Consider the following 17,529-nt stretch of genomic DNA (forward strand, 5'->3'; position numbering starts at 1 on the left):
AAAATATCTATTGACTTAAAAACATGAAACCAATAGCATCATCTACTCAATGCGATGTAGATCAAAATAACTCACTATCAACACCGGTATACAGGTTTATCGATGATTGAAATTAATCAAGTTAATAAAGTTTTCTACCAGGGTGCGAAAGAGATCCATGCCCTTAAAGACATTAATCTCCAGATCCCACAAGGCAATATCTTTGGTGTGATCGGCTCTTCAGGTGCGGGAAAAAGTACCTTAATCCGATGCGTGAACATGCTTGAGGCACCAACCAGCGGCTCAATCATTGTTGATGGTGTCGATCTGACCCAGTTGACCAAAAGCCAGCTTGGTGAAGCGCGCCGAAATATCGGCATGATCTTCCAACACTTTAACCTACTCTCTTCACGTACCGTATTTGACAACGTTGCTCTGCCTCTTGAGCTTGCAGGAACCAGTAAGCAAGACATCAGCAGCAAGGTGACTGAGCTTTTAGCTTTAGTCGGTTTGGCAGATAAACATGAAACCTATCCAGCAAACCTAAGTGGTGGCCAAAAGCAACGTGTGGCGATTGCTCGTGCACTCGCATCTGATCCGAAAGTGCTACTGTGCGATGAAGCAACAAGCGCACTTGACCCAGCAACCACACAATCGATTTTAGAACTGCTACGGGAAATCAACCGTAAGTTGAACATCACTATCCTATTGATTACTCACGAAATGGATGTGGTCAAAAGCATTTGTCATGAGGTAGCGATTATTGGTGGTGGTGAATTAGTCGAGAAAGGCACTGTCGGCGACATTTTTGCCCACCCTAAGACAGAGCTTGCCCATGAATTTATTCGCTCAACACTCGATCTGACGATCCCAGAAGATTATCAAGTACGCCTACAAGAGAGCCGCGTAGAAGGCAGCTACCCTCTAGTGCGTCTTGAGTTTACTGGTGAAACGGTCGATGCCCCTGTAATGAGCCAAATCGCACGTAAATTTAATATCGATGTCAGCATCTTAAGCTCAGACCTTGACTACGCTGGCGGCGTGAAGTTCGGCATGATGGTCGCTGAGCTCTTTGGTAGCGAAGCGGATGACAATGCAGCTATCGAATATCTAAAGCAACACAAAGTGAAAGTCGAGGTACTTGGTTATGTCCTTTAATAGCGTATCAGAATGGCTCAGCCTAAATAGCGACCTACTGCTTGGTGCCACTTGGGAAACCATCTACATGGTGGCTGTTGCTGGCATTGTTGGCTTTGCTGTTGGCATCCCATTAGGCGTTATCTTACACACGACCAAAAAAGGTGGCTTGCTTGAGAACGTTAAGTTCAATGCCATCCTTGGGGCTATCGTCAATATCGGTCGCTCGGTACCGTTTCTTGTTTTGATGGTGGCGATCATCCCAGTCACGAAATTGTTGGTAGGTACTTTCATTGGCACAACGGCGGCTATCGTCCCACTGACCATTGGCGCAATCCCATTTGTAGCTCGTCTTATCGAAAGTGCGTTATTGGAAGTCCCGACTGGACTGGTAGAGGCCGCTCAATCAATGGGCGCAACGCCAACACAAATTATCACTAAGGTATTGCTCCCTGAAGCACTGCCGACCATCCTCAACTCAGTCACGATCACGCTAGTGACACTCGTGAGCTACTCGGCAATGGCTGGAACCGTCGGTGGCGGTGGCCTAGGCGATGTGGCAATTCGTTACGGTTTCCACCGTTATGATGTGGTGATCATGGCAGTGACAGTTGTGATGCTTATTGTGCTGGTTCAAATCATTCAATCTATTGGTGACGCGCTTGTTCGCCGCGTTGACCACCGTTAATTCAAAGCTTAAAACAAATTACATTTACAAGGAGAGAGTCATGAAATTCAATGTAAAAAGCCTTCTAGCAATTGCAGCAGCTGCGTCTGCAATCGTTCTTACTGGTTGTGGTGACAAAGAAGTCGACACAAGCAAAATCAAAGTGGGTGTGATGGCTGGTGCAGAAGCACAAGTTGCGGAAGTTGCGGCGAAAGTTGCAAAAGAAAAATACGACCTAGACGTACAACTGGTGACGTTTACTGATTATGTAACGCCAAACGCAGCACTGGATGATGGTTCTATTGACCTAAACGCATTCCAGCACAAACCATACCTAGATCAGCAAGTGGCTGACCGTGGTTACAAGCTGACTATCGCGGGCAACTCATTTGTTTACCCGATTGCAGGTTACTCTAAGCAAGTGACATCGGTTGACGAGATTGCAGACGGTGCACGTATTGCCGTGCCAAACGATCCAACAAACCTTGGCCGTTCACTAATACTTCTTGAGCAGCAAGGCCTGCTGACTCTTCGCGAAGGTGTTGGCCTACTTGCAACCGTTCGTGATATTACCGAGAACCCGAAAAACCTAACTATTCTTGAATTAGACGCAGCTCAGCTTCCTCGCTCTCTTGACGACGTGGCGCTTTCTATCATCAATACCACTTACGCAAGCTCAATCAACCTAACTCCAGAGCGTGATGGTGTTTTTGTTGAAGGCAAAGAGTCTCCATACGTCAACCTAATCGTGGCACGTGAAGACAATGTTGATGCTGAAAACGTACAAAACTTTGTAAAAGCGTACCAAACAGAAGAAGTGTACACGGCAGCTTCTGAGATCTTCCAAGGTGGTGCGGTTAAAGGTTGGTAATTTCTGATTACTGGAAAGGGGCTGATGTGAATGCATCAGCCCCTTTTTTGTAGGGTGGTTGTGAGGAGTAGATCCTGATATTCATCAGGATGAAGGTCACCATCCAATACAGACTGTTGTCAGGTGACTGTGGTTCTCAGATGACGGGCTGGCGATGAAATTACTTTAAGTGATCCCAAGAGATATTGGAGACAATTCGGCAGTCGTCGCACTTAAAGTAGAAAATATCGTGAAGCGGCTCTTCTAGTAGCCACTCACCGCCACACTTAGGGCACTTGCGTGCTTTCTCTTCTGCCAGAGACTTGCCACCGACTCGGTATTGATAGTAATAGGTCGGGACTTTGGTGATGAACTCGATACGGCCACGCAGATCCCAGCCGCGACGAAATAGAACACTGTCAGTATCACAAATTTCATGCAGCGCGGCGTGCTCTGCTCGGCAGCCTCCCGCCATCTGAATTTCATCACACGCTTGCCACTCAGTTTGCCACTTGATGACCGCTTTGTGGTCACCATTTAGGGTTGGCGGGTTGCGATATAGAGGGATAGGTAGCAGGTCTTCCCCGCTTCTGAGCGGAGAGCATGTGTGGACATATGTTGTATAAAGCACTTGCCAGCTTGGTTGCTCCGGCTCAGCACTCTGCTCTGAGTTCAAGTCGCGACCAAGCAAGCGCATTTTCGGTGATAATAAACACGCCTCAGACAAGCGCTGCAAACAAACCTTTACAAAGTCAGAGTGATTACTTGGGTGCAGGCTATCTTCTTCTGGACACACAACGCGTACATAAAACTCGCCCTCACCCATGGTGATAGGAAACTCACGCCCCAACACCTGACCGTTATAGCGCAGCGCATCCATCAAACCATTAATCGCTTTATCGACGGCCGATACCGTTGTGTTATCAAAACACTCAAATTGCAGTTCAACAACAAACACAGTTTATACCTTCGGCTCTAGTTGATTGAGAAACTCCACCACATTATCTGCCAGCACAGTACGTTTATCTGTACCGATACGCTCCAAGATAACTTCCCCTGTCAGGTTACAGATAGAGATGATTTTCATTTCATCGTCTGTTGCAGCGATAAACAGCGTAGGTTTGAGCTTTAAACGGCGCTGCATAACAAGGTGGCCCAAGATATTTTCCTGCAAGCGAGTAAAGTCTTCATCACTCCAAACCTGGATAAGCGTCAGCTCATTGCCCTGATATGTCGCTTCGATATCAGCACTGTATTGGCTGCCAAAGAATGCCTTAACATCGTCCTCTAAGGTCAACTCTATGGCATTTTCAACATTAGAAAAATCGGCCGGCACATCACGTGTCACCGCTTGCCAAATCACGCTATCACCGGATTTCCCAACCACACAAGGAGAGACTAAATCAGCGAGCTCTTCATTTTTTGGCAACGACTGATGTTTCTGTTGATACGCTTGCTGATAGCGTACATTTAATGCCTGTAAAGCACCCAAGACGGTTTGTGCCATTCCCTACTCCGGATATTTGCTGATCGTGTCATACCTAGGGCGATCATAAGATGACAGCGCCTCTGGTATCTCGTAAAATCCCGCTATTCTAATTGAAATTGACGTAAAGTATGAGCAAATATTCTGACGCTAAAGAACTTGCCAGTCTGACCCTAGGTCAAAAAACCGAATACGCTAACCAGTATGATGCAAGCCTTCTTCAACCTGTTCCTCGCAGCTTAAACCGTGATGACCTCGAACTGGGTGATTCACTGCCATTTCAAGGCTGTGATGTATGGACACTTTACGAACTCTCTTGGCTCAATAGCAAAGGCTTGCCACAAGTTGCGATTGGCAATGTCTCTATTCCTGCCACCAGCCCAAACCTTATCGAGTCTAAATCATTCAAGCTTTACCTAAACAGCTACAATCAGACCCGCTTTGCTTGTTGGGATGATGTTCAAGCACAGCTGAGCAAAGATCTCTCTGCCTGTGCTGGTGGAGAAGTCAGTGTCGACATTTTACCTGTTCAGTCTTTCACTCAAACCCCGGTTGTGACCATGCTCGGCGAATGCATTGATGACCAAGACATTGAAATCGATAGCTATGACTTTGATGCGACACTGATAGAAAACGCAACTGGCAGCGAGGTAGTCTCTGAACAACTGCACAGCCACCTACTTAAATCGAACTGTCTGATCACTAACCAACCTGATTGGGGTAGTGTTGAAATTCAATATTCCGGCAAAAAAATTAACCGTGAAGCCTTACTTCGTTACTTGGTGTCTTTCCGTGAACACAATGAGTTTCACGAACAGTGTGTCGAGCGTATCTTCACTGACATCATGAAATACTGCCAGCCGACTGAACTGACTGTCTATGCGCGTTATACACGTCGTGGTGGGTTAGACATCAACCCATTCCGTTCAAACGTCACAGCACAACCACTCAACAACGCACGCATGGCACGTCAGTAGGAACTTTAAGCATGGTAAGACAAGGGCGTCTTTTCACCTCTCTATGGAGTGTTTTCACTCTGCTGCTTGTGCTTGTTTGTCACAGTGCGAAAGCTGAGATTTACTCATCGCCTCTGCTACGCGAAGCCGAAGGGCTGGTGGATATCATTCCGCAGCAGTCCAAAGATTTGACTAAGAACTTCCTTAGTCAGCGCAGGCTTACGTCTGAAACCAACATGAATATGGTCAATCGTGACGGCAGTGCCGATACTCGTTCGCCAAACAGTTCAGTTGAGGCGCTGAAAATTCTTGCGCAGGCGGAGTTTAACCTGGGTAATTACCATGCTTCCAATCAATACCTCAATGAGGCGATTGAACTTACCCAACAATACACACTGCCCTTTCTCAACATCGATGTGCGCATTTTACAGACGCACCTAACATGGCAAGCCGATAGCGACACGCAAAAAGCCAAAAACACGCTTGAAGGCCTGAGACAAGACTATTTAGCCATTCGCAACTCCGAGCAATTTGCCAAAGGCATCAACTATAAACTGACTATGTTCGAGGCGGCGATTGCGTCAGCCGAGAACAACCTTGAGCGTGCTCAAGCCCTGTATGATGCAATAAAGCCGTACATTGATCGCTCAAACAACCCGCGTATCTTTATCGAGTTTCATACAACTGTGGGTAAGCACTATCTAGAGCACCGTTTGTATAACCGCTCACTGTCTTCGCTATTGATGGCTTATTGGAAAGCGATAGAAGAAAACTCCAGTGCGCAGTTAGCGATAGTGAACACTTACCTCGCCAACCTGTTCTATGAGCGTAAGGTGCTTGATAAAGCGCTCGACCACCTTTCGCAAGCCGCTGATTTTTACGGGAGCTATCAAGCCTCGCCAAAGCTTATCAAGCTGTTAAAAATGATGGGTGATGTCTATTTCCAACAGGGTCGTTATAACCTGGCATTAGTGCACTATTTCAATGTCCTTGACCAAGAGCGCAATGGCAGCAATGTAGAGAACGTGATTGATATTCGCCTATCACTGGCAGCAACATATCTTCAACTCTACAACTACTCACTCAGTGAACAATACTTAAAGCGTGCGCAAGAGTTGCTGCGCTACACAGATATACCCGCGATGAAAGGTCGATCTCTGCTCCTTCAGGCCGGGCTCGCTTATCATCAGGCTGAAAATGACCAAGTGGTTGAATACGCAGAGCAAGCACTCGACATTGCAGTACAAACGGAAGACCTTGAGCTAGAAGCGAATGCACATCTACTGCTACAAATGGGCTTCGAGCGCCAAAAGAACTTTGACTTTGCGCTGTTGCACCTCAAGCACTACAACCGCATCAACAATATTCTGCAAGAGTCATTGAACCTGATTAACGAAGAAGCATTTCGTCAGCAGAAAGAGTTCGTAGAAAAAACCCTCCACCTCGAGGGGCAGCAGCAAGAGTTGGTGGAAATCAACCATGAGCTCGTGACCTATCGCCGTGTGACTATGGGATTAATCGTCACCTTTATGCTGCTTCTGATCTGGTTCTCACGCCGTGGCGTGGTGCTGCAACGTCAAAAACAGCAATTGACCATCGTCAACAAAGAGCTGTTTAGTCATACCCGTTCTGGCTTGAGCAACCTGCGAATGCTGAATAAAAACCTACCGATGAACCAAAAAGGGCTCATGGAATGGAATGTCGGGGAGCTGATTAATGAGCCCCTTAGCGATCGGCTGCACTTTGTATTAATTGATGTCCCTTTCTTGCGTAACCTCTATTTGCAGCATGGCTATAAAGCAGGCCTTGAATTAGAGCAAGCGTTCGGCGCCTATATGAATAATAGGGTCGAAGCACCAGCCCGCATATATCACTACTCTGATGCCAATTTGCTTTACATTGAACCTAAATCAGAGCAAGAGCTGACACCTGAAGACCTGTTCAACAAAGTACAAACGTGGATTAACGAGTTTGAGGTCGATAAAACTCTTAACCGCACAGTACGAGTAGGTATCGCAGACTACCCATTCCTACCGCGAGCTTATACGGCAGTAGATGATAAAGAGCTCCTCGATATATTGTTGATGTCGGCGAGCTTTGCGCGAAATATCAGTATGAAAGAGCAATCCAGTCAATGGGTCTATTTTAAAGCCATCGATAATGCGCCCGCGGCGAGTATGGGCCGTGGTAATGTGCGTGCCGCGTGTAAAATGGCGATAAACCAAGGGCTGATTAAAGTCCATTCTTCTTGCAAGAATGAGGACAACATCAAAAAATTACTTAAAGCTAATTAATAATCTGCCGATATATAAAAAGAGTCAGTGACTCAATATGCAGAAATGTTATTATCGATAGATTACTAAATAACTGATGTATTATGAATTTTCGAGTTTTTAGCATTGCTAACAACTTATTGTAACATTCTGATATTCCGATACCTTTGAGTTGGGCTCTCATCAACGTCCGTTCAACAGCGTTCAGGGCAGTAAATAATTAGGCTAAGCAGTAGTTATATAAATGGGCGTTTTAGAACACGACATTCAAGCAGAAATTCACAAGTTGAAGCATCAACTGGAAGAGGCTCGCCTCTCTCAGCGTGAAAGTAGCTTCAAAACGACTCGTGAACTCACTGTATTAAGACGCGCCATCATTACCCTAACGGAAGCATGCCACACCGATTCTGATTCTTTACGTCGGGCTTTAGGGGAGCTGCGCTATGCGATGGAGCAAAAGCAGGACATCAGTAAACTGGTGCCTCAACTTGCGGTCATCGAACGTCAGCTACGCCAGCAAATTACCGACACCAACAAACGCGAAGAGCATGCTTCGAGTGAGTTTATCCGTTGTGGTGAAACTCTCCTGCGAGTTCCCGGCCTGCCAATGAAGCTCAAGCGAGACTTGCGAGAACTTCTTGGTCAAGTTGCCTCTCCTTTCAGTATTAAGCTCGAACTGGCGGGCTCGCTGCTAGAACTCTACCAACGCTCGATAAAAATCCTAACGTCTAACCCTGATGTCGCGATTCAAGATTTAGAAAATGCCGCTGACAGAGAGCTACTGATGCGCCTCTCTAGTGAGCTGCAACATTTAATCACTGAGCTCGACTTTGAAGGGGAGTCTGGTGAGCTGCTGTTTGATATTCGCGCTAAGCTATTGATTGGTGTGAGTACTGAGAGCTTACTTGAACTCACTCTCCAAGTTCTTAAACTGGTCATTGATGGTACCCATTTTGAGCGTAAATCTTCGGAGCAATTTTTAGAACAGGTCAATACAACACTGGCCTCTTCACTCAAAAGCAGTACACAGAGTATTGAAACGCAGCACAGTTATTTAGAGCAACGCAAAGAGATGAACCGCGAGCTGGATCTTCTGGCGAGTAAGTCTCAGCATTGCATAGAGAACGCTGGCTCGTTTGAACAACTGAAAGGGAACATGACTAGCATGGTCTCACAGTTGAACTCACTCTCTGAGCGCCTAAAACTGGCCGAGCAGCGTGAACAAAGCTTGATTGAGCAGATGAACTACAGCAAAGGTCAGGTTCAATCGCTCTTTGAACAGACACAAGACCATCGCCGCCGATTAGATGACCAATCAAAGCGTCTATTGCTTGACCCATTGACCAAAGTGTATAACCGCAGCGCGTATAATGATCACCTTGAGCTTGAATACCGTCGCTGGGTCCGCTCCCAAGAGCCTCTGCGTGTTGCGTTGCTCGATATAGACGGCTTTAAAGCGCTCAATGACAGCTTTGGCTACACTGCTGGTGACAAAGCACTGAAAATTATCGCGCGTACTATTTCTACCGAGCTTGCCGACACCGACATCCTGGGGCGCTTTGGTGGTGAAGAGTTTGCCCTTCTGCTTCCAAACCGCTCTGACAACGATTGCCATGAACTGATCAAACGTATTCAAGCGGCAATCTCTAAACTGCCTTTCAAATTTAAAGATCAGCAAATCTCTATTACCGTGTCCGTTTCCAGCACCGCGTTTAAAGACTCTGATTCACCAGAAGAAGTGATGGAGCGCCTGCTGCGCCATCTTGCTGAAGCAAAAAGACTCGGCCCACAACAAGTCGTGTGGAAATAATCGCCAATCAAGCGAAAAAATCCTGCTAAACCTCACATCCCGCACCGAATTAGTGTGTTCACATCTTTGCAACTTATACCAGTGTGATATAGGTTGTTATAGAGGTGTGACACTACACCGTTATAAAAACAAAGAATAAAAAACAACAAACAATTCAATGGGGAATACCTCAAAGGAGGTTCTATGAATACTATCATTAGCCCTGCGGGCAGTATGGATCTGCTTTCTCAGCTTGAAGTCGAGCGCCTTAAAAAAACCGCATCCAGTGAGATATACCAGCTCTATCGTAATTGTACGTTAGCGGTACTCAACTCGGGTAGCCATACAGACAACTCAAAAGAGCTGCTCGATAAACACAAATCGTTCGATGTCAACGTAGTGCGACGTGAGCGAGGCATCAAGCTTGAGCTAACCAACCCGCCAGAGCATGCCTTTGTTGATGGTGAAATCATCAAAGGTATCCAAGAGCACCTGTTTTCGGTGCTGCGTGATATTGTTTACGTCAATATGCACCTTGCTGATAACCAACGCCTAAACCTAACCAATGCCGTGCACATTACCAATCTAGTGTTTGGGATTTTGCGCAATGCGGGGGCGTTAACTCCGGGCATCGACCCGAACCTAATTGTTTGTTGGGGCGGTCACTCAATCAACCCAACGGAATATCAATATACGCGTGAAGTGGGTAATGAACTCGGCCTGCGTGAGCTGAATATTTGTACTGGTTGTGGTCCGGGGGCAATGGAAGGGCCAATGAAGGGAGCTGCTATCGGTCACGCCAAGCAGCGCTACACCGAGCAGCGCTATCTTGGCCTCACAGAGCCTTCGATTATTGCAGCAGAGCCACCAAACCCTATCGTGAATGAATTGGTGATCATGCCCGATATCGAAAAACGTCTCGAAGCCTTCGTGCGCATGGCCCACGGTATTATCATTTTCCCTGGTGGCCCCGGAACAGCCGAAGAGTTGCTGTATATCTTAGGGATCATGATGCACCCTGATAATGCCGACCAGCCTCTGCCGATTGTTCTCACTGGCTCAAAAGAGAGTGAAGAGTACTTCCGTTCTATCGACCGATTTATTGGTGATACATTAGGTGAAGAAGCGCAAAAGCGCTACACGATAGTGATCGATAACCCAGCAGAGGCCGCGCGCATAATGAAACGAGCAATGCCCCAAGTTCGCGATCATCGTAAAGACAATGGCGATGCGTACAGCTTCAACTGGTCACTGAAAATTGCTCCAGAGTTTCAACTCCCGTTTGATCCTACCCACGAAAGCATGGCGGCTCTCGACTTGCACCTCAATCAACGTCCAGAAAATCTCGCAGCCGCCCTACGTCAGGCGTTCTCTGGTATTGTTGCTGGTAATGTCAAAGCGGAAGGCATCAAAGAGATTGAGCGCCACGGCCCGTTTGAACTCAACGGCGACAAAGAGCTGATGAAAAAGATGGATAAATTGCTACAAGATTTTGTCGAGCAGGGTCGCATGAAGCTCCCCGGCGGTACAGCCTATGTGCCATGTTATAAAATCACCACTTAAGTGACTTAATCTTACCTAGCAATATTGATGGCATTGATTAAAATAAGGGCTGAGTTAAGCCCTTATTTTTTGGAATATTATGTCCCTTCATCTTGTGATCATCGATGCTTTAAATCTTATTCGCCGAGTGCATTCCGCTCAGCCAGACCCTACCGATATCGCAAGAACCATCACCACCACAGGGCGAACACTGCAGCGTATCCTCAATGAGAGTCATCCAACTCACATCATTGCGGTGTTTGATCATCACCTGCAAGACAGAGGCTGGCGCGCTGAAATCCTACCGGGTTACAAAGCCAATCGAAAGCCAATGCCAGAGCCTCTACTGCAAGGGCTAGACAGTATTCAGCAAGCTTGGTGGGAATTGGGTATCGATTCACTGCTCTCCGACGGAGATGAAGCGGATGATCTTGTGGCAACCTTGGCCGTTAAAGTGGCCAGTCACGGCGAAAAGGTCACCATTATCTCGACGGATAAAGGGTATTGCCAACTGCTCTCTCCGACATTACAAATTCGAGATTACTTCCAACATCGCTGGCTAGATGAACCGTTTATTGAAAAAGAGTTTGGGGTAAAGCCAAGTCAACTTGCCGATTACTGGGGACTGACTGGCGTTAGCTCTAGCCAAGTGCCCGGCATTCCGGGGATCGGGCCAAAGGCCGCCAAAGAAATCCTGGATCTCTACCCCGATATTGAAACCGCCTATGCCGCCGAAGATCTTGCCAACAAGTATCGTAAGAAGTTCGACGAACATATCGAGTCAGCACGGGTTTCTAAACAGGTATCGGCGTTAAAAACCGATATTGAGCTTGGCTTTAACCTACAAGATATTCGCTTTACGCAAGATTGACCCAACACGACAGATTTTTCACGTTTGATGACCTAATATTATTGAGTGTTTGATAAATATTGAGGTCATTGACTCTGTGACAAGATTGCACCAATTTGCCTTCGTGGTTTGCACCGCCCTTATACTATCGGGGTGCAATAAAGAAACCGATCAGCCTGTCTACCAAGCCTCTGAAGCTCTACCTGACTATAACCAAAGCCGTTTTTCCTACTATCAACAAGAAACGCGAGACTGGCTATTAGAACACCGTGTCTTTATGACTAAAGATAAAGAACGAGAACTCTCGCTAATCATGCCCCAAGAGTTCACCCCTACGACACCCAATGGTGAAGCGGTGCTACTTGTGCATGGTTTGGGGGATAGCCCATTCTCTTTTAAAGATATTGGTCGCCACTTGGCCTCACAAGGCTATCTTGTTCGCACCATACTCCTACCTGGGCATGCTATTTTCCCCTTTGAACTCCGAATACGGAACGCAGGGTACGATTCGCATTTGCAATAATGGACAAGGAGATGATCTTGAAGCTCGTTGCCTGGCTGGCGAAGAGGTGTGGTATTCGGCTTGGGGCTACACCGAACCAGACAAAGTCCACGCGCGCCTGACCTACAACCCCTATTTTGCAGAAAGCATGCAGATAATGGAAAAGATGATGCAGGTGACTCAGTAGAAAGCAAAGGGCTCGATCAATATCGAGCCCTTTATCTATTTTAGTGCGGAGAGATGTTCGATAGACACTGAACGTGTACTGTGATCTCTTCTCGATCGTGGTATAAGTGCTTGGCTTGCATCTTGAACTTAACGCCATTTTCAATCATGAAGTACTTGAGGTTTTCAATATCTTCTAAAACTTCGTCATAGCGACCTTTCATTGGTAGCTTGAGGTTGAAAATCGCTTCTTTCGCCCAGCCGCGAATGATCCACTCACCCATCAGCTGTGCTACGCGCGATGGCTTTTCTATCATGTCACACACCAACCACGTGACGTTCTTACGAGCTGGCTCAAATTTAAAGCCATCTTCTTGATGGTGCTTCACCTGACCGGTTTCCATCAAGCTGTCTGCCATCATGCCGTTGTCTACCGAGTGAACGAACATTGAGCGCTTGACGAGTTGGTAAGTCCAGCCACCAGGACAAGCACCTAAATCTACACCCCACATGCCAGAAGCCAAACGCTCGTCCCACTCTTCACGAGGAATGAAGACATGAAACGCTTCTTCTAGCTTCAAGGTTGAGCGACTTGGCGCATCTGATGGGAACTTAAGACGTGGGATCCCCATAAAGAACTGAGAGTTATTCGTCACCAATGAGTAGCCGATATAACAATGACCTGGTGCGACAAAGCAGATGTGTAATACTGGCTTTTTCGGGTTGTCTTTCGCCAGCAAGAGGCCTTTACCGCGAAGCGCTTGACGCATTGGCACAGTAAATTTACGGCAGAACTTCAATAGCTCTTTTGCCTCATTCGTATCTGGCGTTTCAATACGTAAGTCGCCACAGCGAGGAAAGCCTTCCACTTCAGCAAGCTCTTGTAGAATCGGTGAGATACGATCACTGGTTGGTAGTTCTTTCAGCTCAGCAGCAACTGCAAAAATCTGACGTGCAAAGATCAGAGATTTAAAATCAAGCTCTTTGACTAGGCGCTCTGCGTCACCGGCTTGATAACACTCAAATACCACAAAACCAGAGTTATTTTTTACGCGAGGAAAACCGAACACCTCTAGCTGAGTAGCTTTGTCCTGGATTTCACCAGCACACTCTTTTTCAAAGCCTGAGCGGCAGTAAAGCATTAAGTGTTTCACAAGTTTTCCTCGTTAGTTTGTGTGAGTTGAGATTGCAGCGCTGCGAATACAAAGATTCCCCAGCCAATAATAAACAATAGACCACCAAATGGTGTAATTGGACCAAACCATTTAATGCCTGTCAGGGCAAGCGCGTATAGGCTACCACTGAAACAAAGGGTGCCGATAATAAAGCAAATTGCCGCTCGGAAAAAATACTTTTTACCTTTATCCCTAATCGATGGCAGTTTCATCGCGATTGCGCACACCAAAACCCCAAGCGCGTGAATAAATTGATACATGACTCCGGTTTGAAAAACTTCCAGAAGATAAGGGGCAAGTAGAGATTTAAGACTATGGGCTGCAAACGCGCCAAGCATCACTCCAATACCACTTAGGACGCCCCCTATTGCTAATAATATTGAACTACTCGGCATTGAGCTGCTCCTTAACAAACTGCGCAACCTTCCCAGCGGCTAAGCTCAAATTGCCAGCTTCGGTGTGACCTGAGCGCTTTCTTGGTTTGAAACTATGATCGCCATCAGGGATGAAGCTTGTTTGAATCGAGTCCGATAATTCAAAATGCTCAAACTCATCACGCGAACCAAAGGCATCTCTCTCACCCTGCAAGATTAAACAAGGCTTCTGAAATGTCGCCAAATGCTCGCCTTTGAATTTTTCTGGTTTACCAGGTGGGTGGAATGGAAAGCCCAAACAAGTCACAGCCACCACATTCGGGTGCTCTGCTAGTAGGCTGGCCATACGCCCCCCCATCGACTTCCCACCAATCACCACTTTGCTTGGCGCTAAAGACTCAATAACCTCGCTAAAGACTTCAAGTAGCTTTGGCGCTCGGTCTGGCGGACGCCTTTTGCCATCCTCTGCTCTTTTCACCATATAAGGAAAGTTAAAACGAACAACACGCAGATCGTGCTCCGCAACTTGTTTAGCCACCTCATTCATGAAGTCGTGATCCATACCTGCACCCGCGCCATGAGCAAATATAAAGATCGGGTGGCCTTCATTGCCATCGTAGAGACGATTATCCATTTAAAATATCCTGTTGTTCACTTTTCGCCTTCGCGATCATCCAATCACGGAAGGTGGCGATACGCCCCATGTCCGCTTGTTTGTCATGACAAACCACATAGAACGCGTTCGGAGTGAGAAGAATCTCATCAAAAGGAGCAATCAAACGCCCCGCATCCAATTCTGGCTGTGCTAGAACGTTATTACCCAGCGCAATACCTTGTCCGTGGGCTGCCGCTTGCAAAACCATGGTTGTGTGGCTGAAGATTGGTCCTTGGTTTACATTGACCTCAGAAAGGTGATTCTCTTTCACAAACTGCTTCCAACCTTTTCTAGACGTATTGTGTAACAGAGTATGTTGAGATAGGTCAGCTAATGTTTCTAATGGTTTTTGTCCAAGCAACAATGTCGGTGAACAGAGCGGCATTAAAAACTCTTGATAGAGTTTATCTGCGCGCAGCCCACCCCAGTTTCCGCGCCCGTAATAGATTGCCACATCAACATCATCAGTAAGCGAGCCTTCATCCATATCAACTGCTTTAATGCGTACATCAATGTCTGGCTCTTGTTGGTTAAAGTCAGCCAGTCTTGGTACCAACCACTGAATGGCAAAGCTCGGAGGCATCGCAATCGTCAATGCCCCTTTTTCACTGCGCTCAAGCACCTTATCAGTGGCTTCGGCAATAGAAGAAAAAATGTCTTTAATGTCAGTAAAATAGCTCTGTCCTTCTTCGGTAAGAAGCAGTGAACGATTGCGACGACGAAAGAGCTTTAGACCCAAGAATTCTTCTAGTGCTTTGATCTGATGACTGACTGCTGCTTGGGTGACAAACAGCTCTTCAGCTGCACGAGTGAAGCTTAAGTGACGAGCCGCAGCTTCAAACACTTTCAACGAGTTGAGCGGAGGTAATCGACGAGACATAGGCGGATAACTTTCCATTAGTTTTTTTAATCTGAAACATTATAAATTGTCCGTTGCTCAGCGGCTAGAGAAATTCTATATTTCACCCCGTAGCAAGGAGCCTGAACGGCTCAGTTCTCTCTAGAATTGATTGGCTTGTTGCTGCGATGTTGTGTTTGCAAAACTCGGATTTCGAGTTTGGGTAGAATTCTACCATTCGTTTAGTGGTCACCTCCTTGACGGCTAAACCATACTTCCTGTATTCATTTTGACCTGTCTGTCAAAAAGATATTTAGCACCGCCTCCCTAAGGCGGTGTTTTTTTATGTGTGCAATTTAAAAACTAGACTCTTTCCCTATTTCTAACCCACACCAATACGCCCCCCAAACATCGTCACCAAAACATCGTTACCAAAACACTTCGTCAAACCAAATAGCCTGATATGATAAATAGTCCGTCATACTGAATTCATTTCAGTATCTAACCAAACCTGACACATCAGCCTCTCTTTCGTGGAGAGTAGGTCCTGAAACGAGTTCAGGAAGACAATTCACAGCACACATCACTCAAATCCAGGCATAAAAAAACGCAAACCGTCTAACGATTTGCGTTTTATCTATTATCAGGGGTTGAGACGCACTCTAAGGGCGGTAAACCTTCACATTGTTAAAGCCTTGCTCTTGCAAATACAACGCTTGTAGACGGCTCATCACGCCGCGGTCACAATAAAGCAAGTAGGTCTTCTGCTGGTCAAGGTCACCAAACTGAGTCCCTAGTTTGTAGAACGGTAGGTGCTTCACATCGACACCATCGATCTCTAGTGGGCTCTCGTCTTCTTCTTCTGGGCTACGAATATCCAGAACAATCGCGTTATCTACAACATCTTGAACCTGTTCAACCTCTGGGGCTGCTTCTTGGCTCTCTTTTTCGATATCACGAATATCCATCACTCGAGCTTCCATCACCACTTTCTCAAGCACTGAGTAGTCGAACTTCTCTTCTTCCGCTTCTAGCTTCGCTTTCACGGCTTTCACGGTTGGTTTGCGTGAGATAACACCACAATATTCTGGCATTGTCTTCGCAAAGTCTTCTGTACCGATGATGCGCGAAAGGTCGATGATGTCTTCTTTATCCCAGTTAATCAGAGGGCGTAGAATCAAGGTATCGGTCACAACGTCAATGTGGCGCAAGTTAGTCAATGTCTGGCTTGATACCTGACCTAACGCTTCACCTGTCACTAGCGCTTGAATACCAAATTTCTCAGCAATCATGCCACCTGCGCGCATAAACATACGCTTGAGCACAACGCCCATTTGGCCATCGTCGACTTTCTCTAGGATTTCAGCCACAACCGGCTCAAAGTCTACCGCGATAAACTTCACTTTTGCCGATGAGCCGAACTTGTTCCATAGGTAGTGAGCAACCTGCTTAACACCGATTTCGTGCGCTGGGCCACCTAGGTTAAAGAAGCAGTAATGGGTTTTTGAACCACGTTTAATATGCAGGTAGCTGGAAACACCAGAGTCGAAGCCGCCAGAAATCAGGCTAAGTACATCTTCTTGAGTTCCCAGAGGGAAGCCGCCCAGGCCTTTGTGGCGTGCAATCACCTGATTGAGCTTGTCACCAGCAATCTCAATCTTAACCGTAACATCAGGTTTGTGCAGTTTAACGCTTGCTGACTCAACCGCTTGGTTCAAGCCACCACCAACGTAACGTTCTAGTTCAATAGAGGTAAAGTCATGCTTACCACGACGTTTTGCGCGCACAACAAACGTTTTGTTTTCGATGTTTGGACGATTAAGCTCTAACACCTGCTCAAAGATGTCATGCATATCGGTAAACTCAGACTGTTTCACCTCTAGTACGTGGTGAATACCCGGTGTGCTGGTTAAAATCTCAATCACTTCATTGAAGTACTGATCGCTTTCTGATGTCACTTCAATGTGATCACGGCGGTTGAATACCGCTACCGACTCAGTGCGACGCTGAATGATGTTACGAATGTTGCACTCTAGAATTTTAGTGAAGCGCTTGCGGACAGACTCACTTTTAACAAAAATTTCTGGATGGGGCTTTACAATAAATTTCATAACTATTTCGCCGTTTTGTTCGTAATCGAATACATAAGAGCACTGAGTGGTAGACCTGCTTAGGCTCTATAAGCATAGCAACACTTGCTAGGCTGTATTATCAATTTGGTCTAAAACCAAGCCTATCGAACAAGTCCCTGTCTGGATTGGTCTTTTAAAGGTCGGTGAGTATACATGACG

The 17,529-nt window shown here is 46.5% G+C and carries 15 protein-coding genes and 1 pseudogene; 9 read left to right on the top strand and 7 right to left on the bottom strand.

Annotation, left to right across the window (positions count from 1 at the left end):
* The first annotated feature begins 102 nt into the window (after nt 1-102).
* Genes metN through QWZ05_RS09250 form a run of 3 tightly spaced genes read left to right on the top strand, consistent with a single transcriptional unit; the run spans nt 103 to nt 2,654 of the window.
* Nucleotides 103-1,137 carry a methionine ABC transporter ATP-binding protein MetN gene (gene metN, locus QWZ05_RS09240; RefSeq protein WP_290298096.1) on the top strand — a complete coding sequence of 345 codons (1,035 nt, stop codon included), beginning with the start codon at nt 103-105 and terminating at the stop codon, nt 1,135-1,137.
* Complete coding sequence (locus QWZ05_RS09245; protein WP_264874969.1) at nt 1,127-1,804, top strand: methionine ABC transporter permease; 678 nt, start codon at nt 1,127-1,129, stop codon at nt 1,802-1,804. The genes metN and QWZ05_RS09245 overlap by 11 nt, the downstream gene beginning before the upstream one ends.
* 40 nt (nt 1,805-1,844) lie before the next feature.
* A complete protein-coding gene (locus QWZ05_RS09250; protein ID WP_290298097.1) occupies nt 1,845-2,654 on the top strand; it encodes a MetQ/NlpA family lipoprotein in 810 nt (269 codons plus the stop codon).
* Between the two features lie 160 nt (nt 2,655-2,814).
* On the opposite strand, the gene QWZ05_RS09255 is transcribed toward QWZ05_RS09250, so the two are convergent.
* A complete protein-coding gene (locus QWZ05_RS09255; protein WP_264874967.1) occupies nt 2,815-3,591 on the bottom strand; it encodes a Zn-ribbon-containing protein in 777 nt (258 codons plus the stop codon).
* A 3-nt stretch (nt 3,592-3,594) separates the two neighbouring features.
* The gene (gene syd, locus QWZ05_RS09260; protein WP_264874966.1) at nt 3,595-4,140 is read right to left on the bottom strand and encodes a SecY-interacting protein; all 546 of its coding nucleotides are present in this window, start codon (nt 4,138-4,140) and stop codon (nt 3,595-3,597) included.
* Nucleotides 4,141-4,250: 110 nt separating this feature from the next.
* Here syd and queF point away from each other — a divergent pair, with 110 nt between their 5' ends.
* The 6 genes and pseudogenes from queF (at nt 4,251) to QWZ05_RS09290 (ending at nt 12,218) form a co-directional block, all read left to right on the top strand.
* Entirely contained in the window at nt 4,251-5,096 is an 846-nt protein-coding gene (gene queF / locus QWZ05_RS09265; RefSeq protein ID WP_264874965.1) for an NADPH-dependent 7-cyano-7-deazaguanine reductase QueF, read from the top strand.
* A gap of 11 nt (nt 5,097-5,107) precedes the next feature.
* Nucleotides 5,108-7,369: a tetratricopeptide repeat protein gene (locus tag QWZ05_RS09270; RefSeq protein ID WP_264874964.1), complete on the top strand. Its 2,262-nt coding sequence runs from the start codon at nt 5,108-5,110 to the stop codon at nt 7,367-7,369.
* Between the two features lie 223 nt (nt 7,370-7,592).
* On the top strand, nt 7,593-9,158 hold the full coding sequence (locus QWZ05_RS09275) for a diguanylate cyclase (protein ID WP_290298098.1): 1,566 nt from the start codon (nt 7,593-7,595) through the stop codon (nt 9,156-9,158).
* A gap of 183 nt (nt 9,159-9,341) precedes the next feature.
* The gene (gene ppnN / locus QWZ05_RS09280) at nt 9,342-10,700 is read left to right on the top strand and encodes a nucleotide 5'-monophosphate nucleosidase PpnN (RefSeq protein WP_264874962.1); all 1,359 of its coding nucleotides are present in this window, start codon (nt 9,342-9,344) and stop codon (nt 10,698-10,700) included.
* Between the two features lie 79 nt (nt 10,701-10,779).
* The gene (gene xni, locus QWZ05_RS09285; RefSeq protein ID WP_264874961.1) at nt 10,780-11,550 is read left to right on the top strand and encodes a flap endonuclease Xni; all 771 of its coding nucleotides are present in this window, start codon (nt 10,780-10,782) and stop codon (nt 11,548-11,550) included.
* Between the two features lie 76 nt (nt 11,551-11,626).
* Nucleotides 11,627-12,218 (top strand): annotated as a pseudogene (locus QWZ05_RS09290) (hypothetical protein).
* A 40-nt stretch (nt 12,219-12,258) separates the two neighbouring features.
* On the opposite strand, the gene rlmM reads toward QWZ05_RS09290, so the two are convergent.
* From rlmM to thiI, 5 genes are all read right to left on the bottom strand, one after another.
* Nucleotides 12,259-13,350, bottom strand: coding sequence for a 23S rRNA (cytidine(2498)-2'-O)-methyltransferase RlmM (gene rlmM / locus QWZ05_RS09295; protein WP_264874960.1), 1,092 nt, complete (start codon nt 13,348-13,350; stop codon nt 12,259-12,261).
* Nucleotides 13,347-13,766, bottom strand: coding sequence for a DUF423 domain-containing protein (locus QWZ05_RS09300; RefSeq protein WP_264874959.1), 420 nt, complete (start codon nt 13,764-13,766; stop codon nt 13,347-13,349). Before QWZ05_RS09300 ends, rlmM begins: the two co-directional genes overlap by 4 nt.
* Nucleotides 13,756-14,379, bottom strand: a complete 624-nt coding sequence (locus QWZ05_RS09305) for an alpha/beta fold hydrolase (RefSeq protein ID WP_264874958.1) — start codon at nt 14,377-14,379, stop codon at nt 13,756-13,758. Before QWZ05_RS09305 ends, QWZ05_RS09300 begins: the two co-directional genes overlap by 11 nt.
* Nucleotides 14,372-15,280 carry a transcriptional regulator GcvA gene (locus QWZ05_RS09310; protein ID WP_264874957.1) on the bottom strand — a complete coding sequence of 303 codons (909 nt, stop codon included), beginning with the start codon at nt 15,278-15,280 and terminating at the stop codon, nt 14,372-14,374. Before QWZ05_RS09310 ends, QWZ05_RS09305 begins: the two co-directional genes overlap by 8 nt.
* Before the next feature lie 620 nt (nt 15,281-15,900).
* Nucleotides 15,901-17,349, bottom strand: a complete 1,449-nt coding sequence (gene thiI, locus QWZ05_RS09315) for a tRNA uracil 4-sulfurtransferase ThiI (RefSeq protein WP_264874956.1) — start codon at nt 17,347-17,349, stop codon at nt 15,901-15,903.
* Nucleotides 17,350-17,529: the final 180 nt, after the last annotated feature.

Origin of the sequence: Vibrio agarivorans (assembly GCF_030409635.1) — a bacterium.
Classification (GTDB): domain Bacteria; phylum Pseudomonadota; class Gammaproteobacteria; order Enterobacterales; family Vibrionaceae; genus Vibrio; species Vibrio agarivorans.

What these genes read in the sequence shown, in the direction of transcription:
- metN (WP_290298096.1), top strand. Translation starts at nt 103, where the DNA reads ATGATTGAAATTAATCAAGTTAATAAAGTTTTCTACCAGGGTGCGAAA.
- QWZ05_RS09245 (WP_264874969.1), top strand. Translation starts at nt 1,127, where the DNA reads ATGTCCTTTAATAGCGTATCAGAATGGCTCAGCCTAAATAGCGACCTA.
- QWZ05_RS09250 (WP_290298097.1), top strand. Translation starts at nt 1,845, where the DNA reads ATGAAATTCAATGTAAAAAGCCTTCTAGCAATTGCAGCAGCTGCGTCT.
- syd (WP_264874966.1), bottom strand. Translation starts at nt 4,140, where the DNA reads ATGGCACAAACCGTCTTGGGTGCTTTACAGGCATTAAATGTACGCTAT.
- queF (WP_264874965.1), top strand. Translation starts at nt 4,251, where the DNA reads ATGAGCAAATATTCTGACGCTAAAGAACTTGCCAGTCTGACCCTAGGT.
- QWZ05_RS09270 (WP_264874964.1), top strand. Translation starts at nt 5,108, where the DNA reads ATGGTAAGACAAGGGCGTCTTTTCACCTCTCTATGGAGTGTTTTCACT.
- QWZ05_RS09275 (WP_290298098.1), top strand. Translation starts at nt 7,593, where the DNA reads ATGGGCGTTTTAGAACACGACATTCAAGCAGAAATTCACAAGTTGAAG.
- ppnN (WP_264874962.1), top strand. Translation starts at nt 9,342, where the DNA reads ATGAATACTATCATTAGCCCTGCGGGCAGTATGGATCTGCTTTCTCAG.
- xni (WP_264874961.1), top strand. Translation starts at nt 10,780, where the DNA reads ATGTCCCTTCATCTTGTGATCATCGATGCTTTAAATCTTATTCGCCGA.
- QWZ05_RS09300 (WP_264874959.1), bottom strand. Translation starts at nt 13,766, where the DNA reads ATGCCGAGTAGTTCAATATTATTAGCAATAGGGGGCGTCCTAAGTGGT.
- QWZ05_RS09305 (WP_264874958.1), bottom strand. Translation starts at nt 14,379, where the DNA reads ATGGATAATCGTCTCTACGATGGCAATGAAGGCCACCCGATCTTTATA.
- QWZ05_RS09310 (WP_264874957.1), bottom strand. Translation starts at nt 15,280, where the DNA reads ATGTCTCGTCGATTACCTCCGCTCAACTCGTTGAAAGTGTTTGAAGCT.
- thiI (WP_264874956.1), bottom strand. Translation starts at nt 17,349, where the DNA reads ATGAAATTTATTGTAAAGCCCCATCCAGAAATTTTTGTTAAAAGTGAG.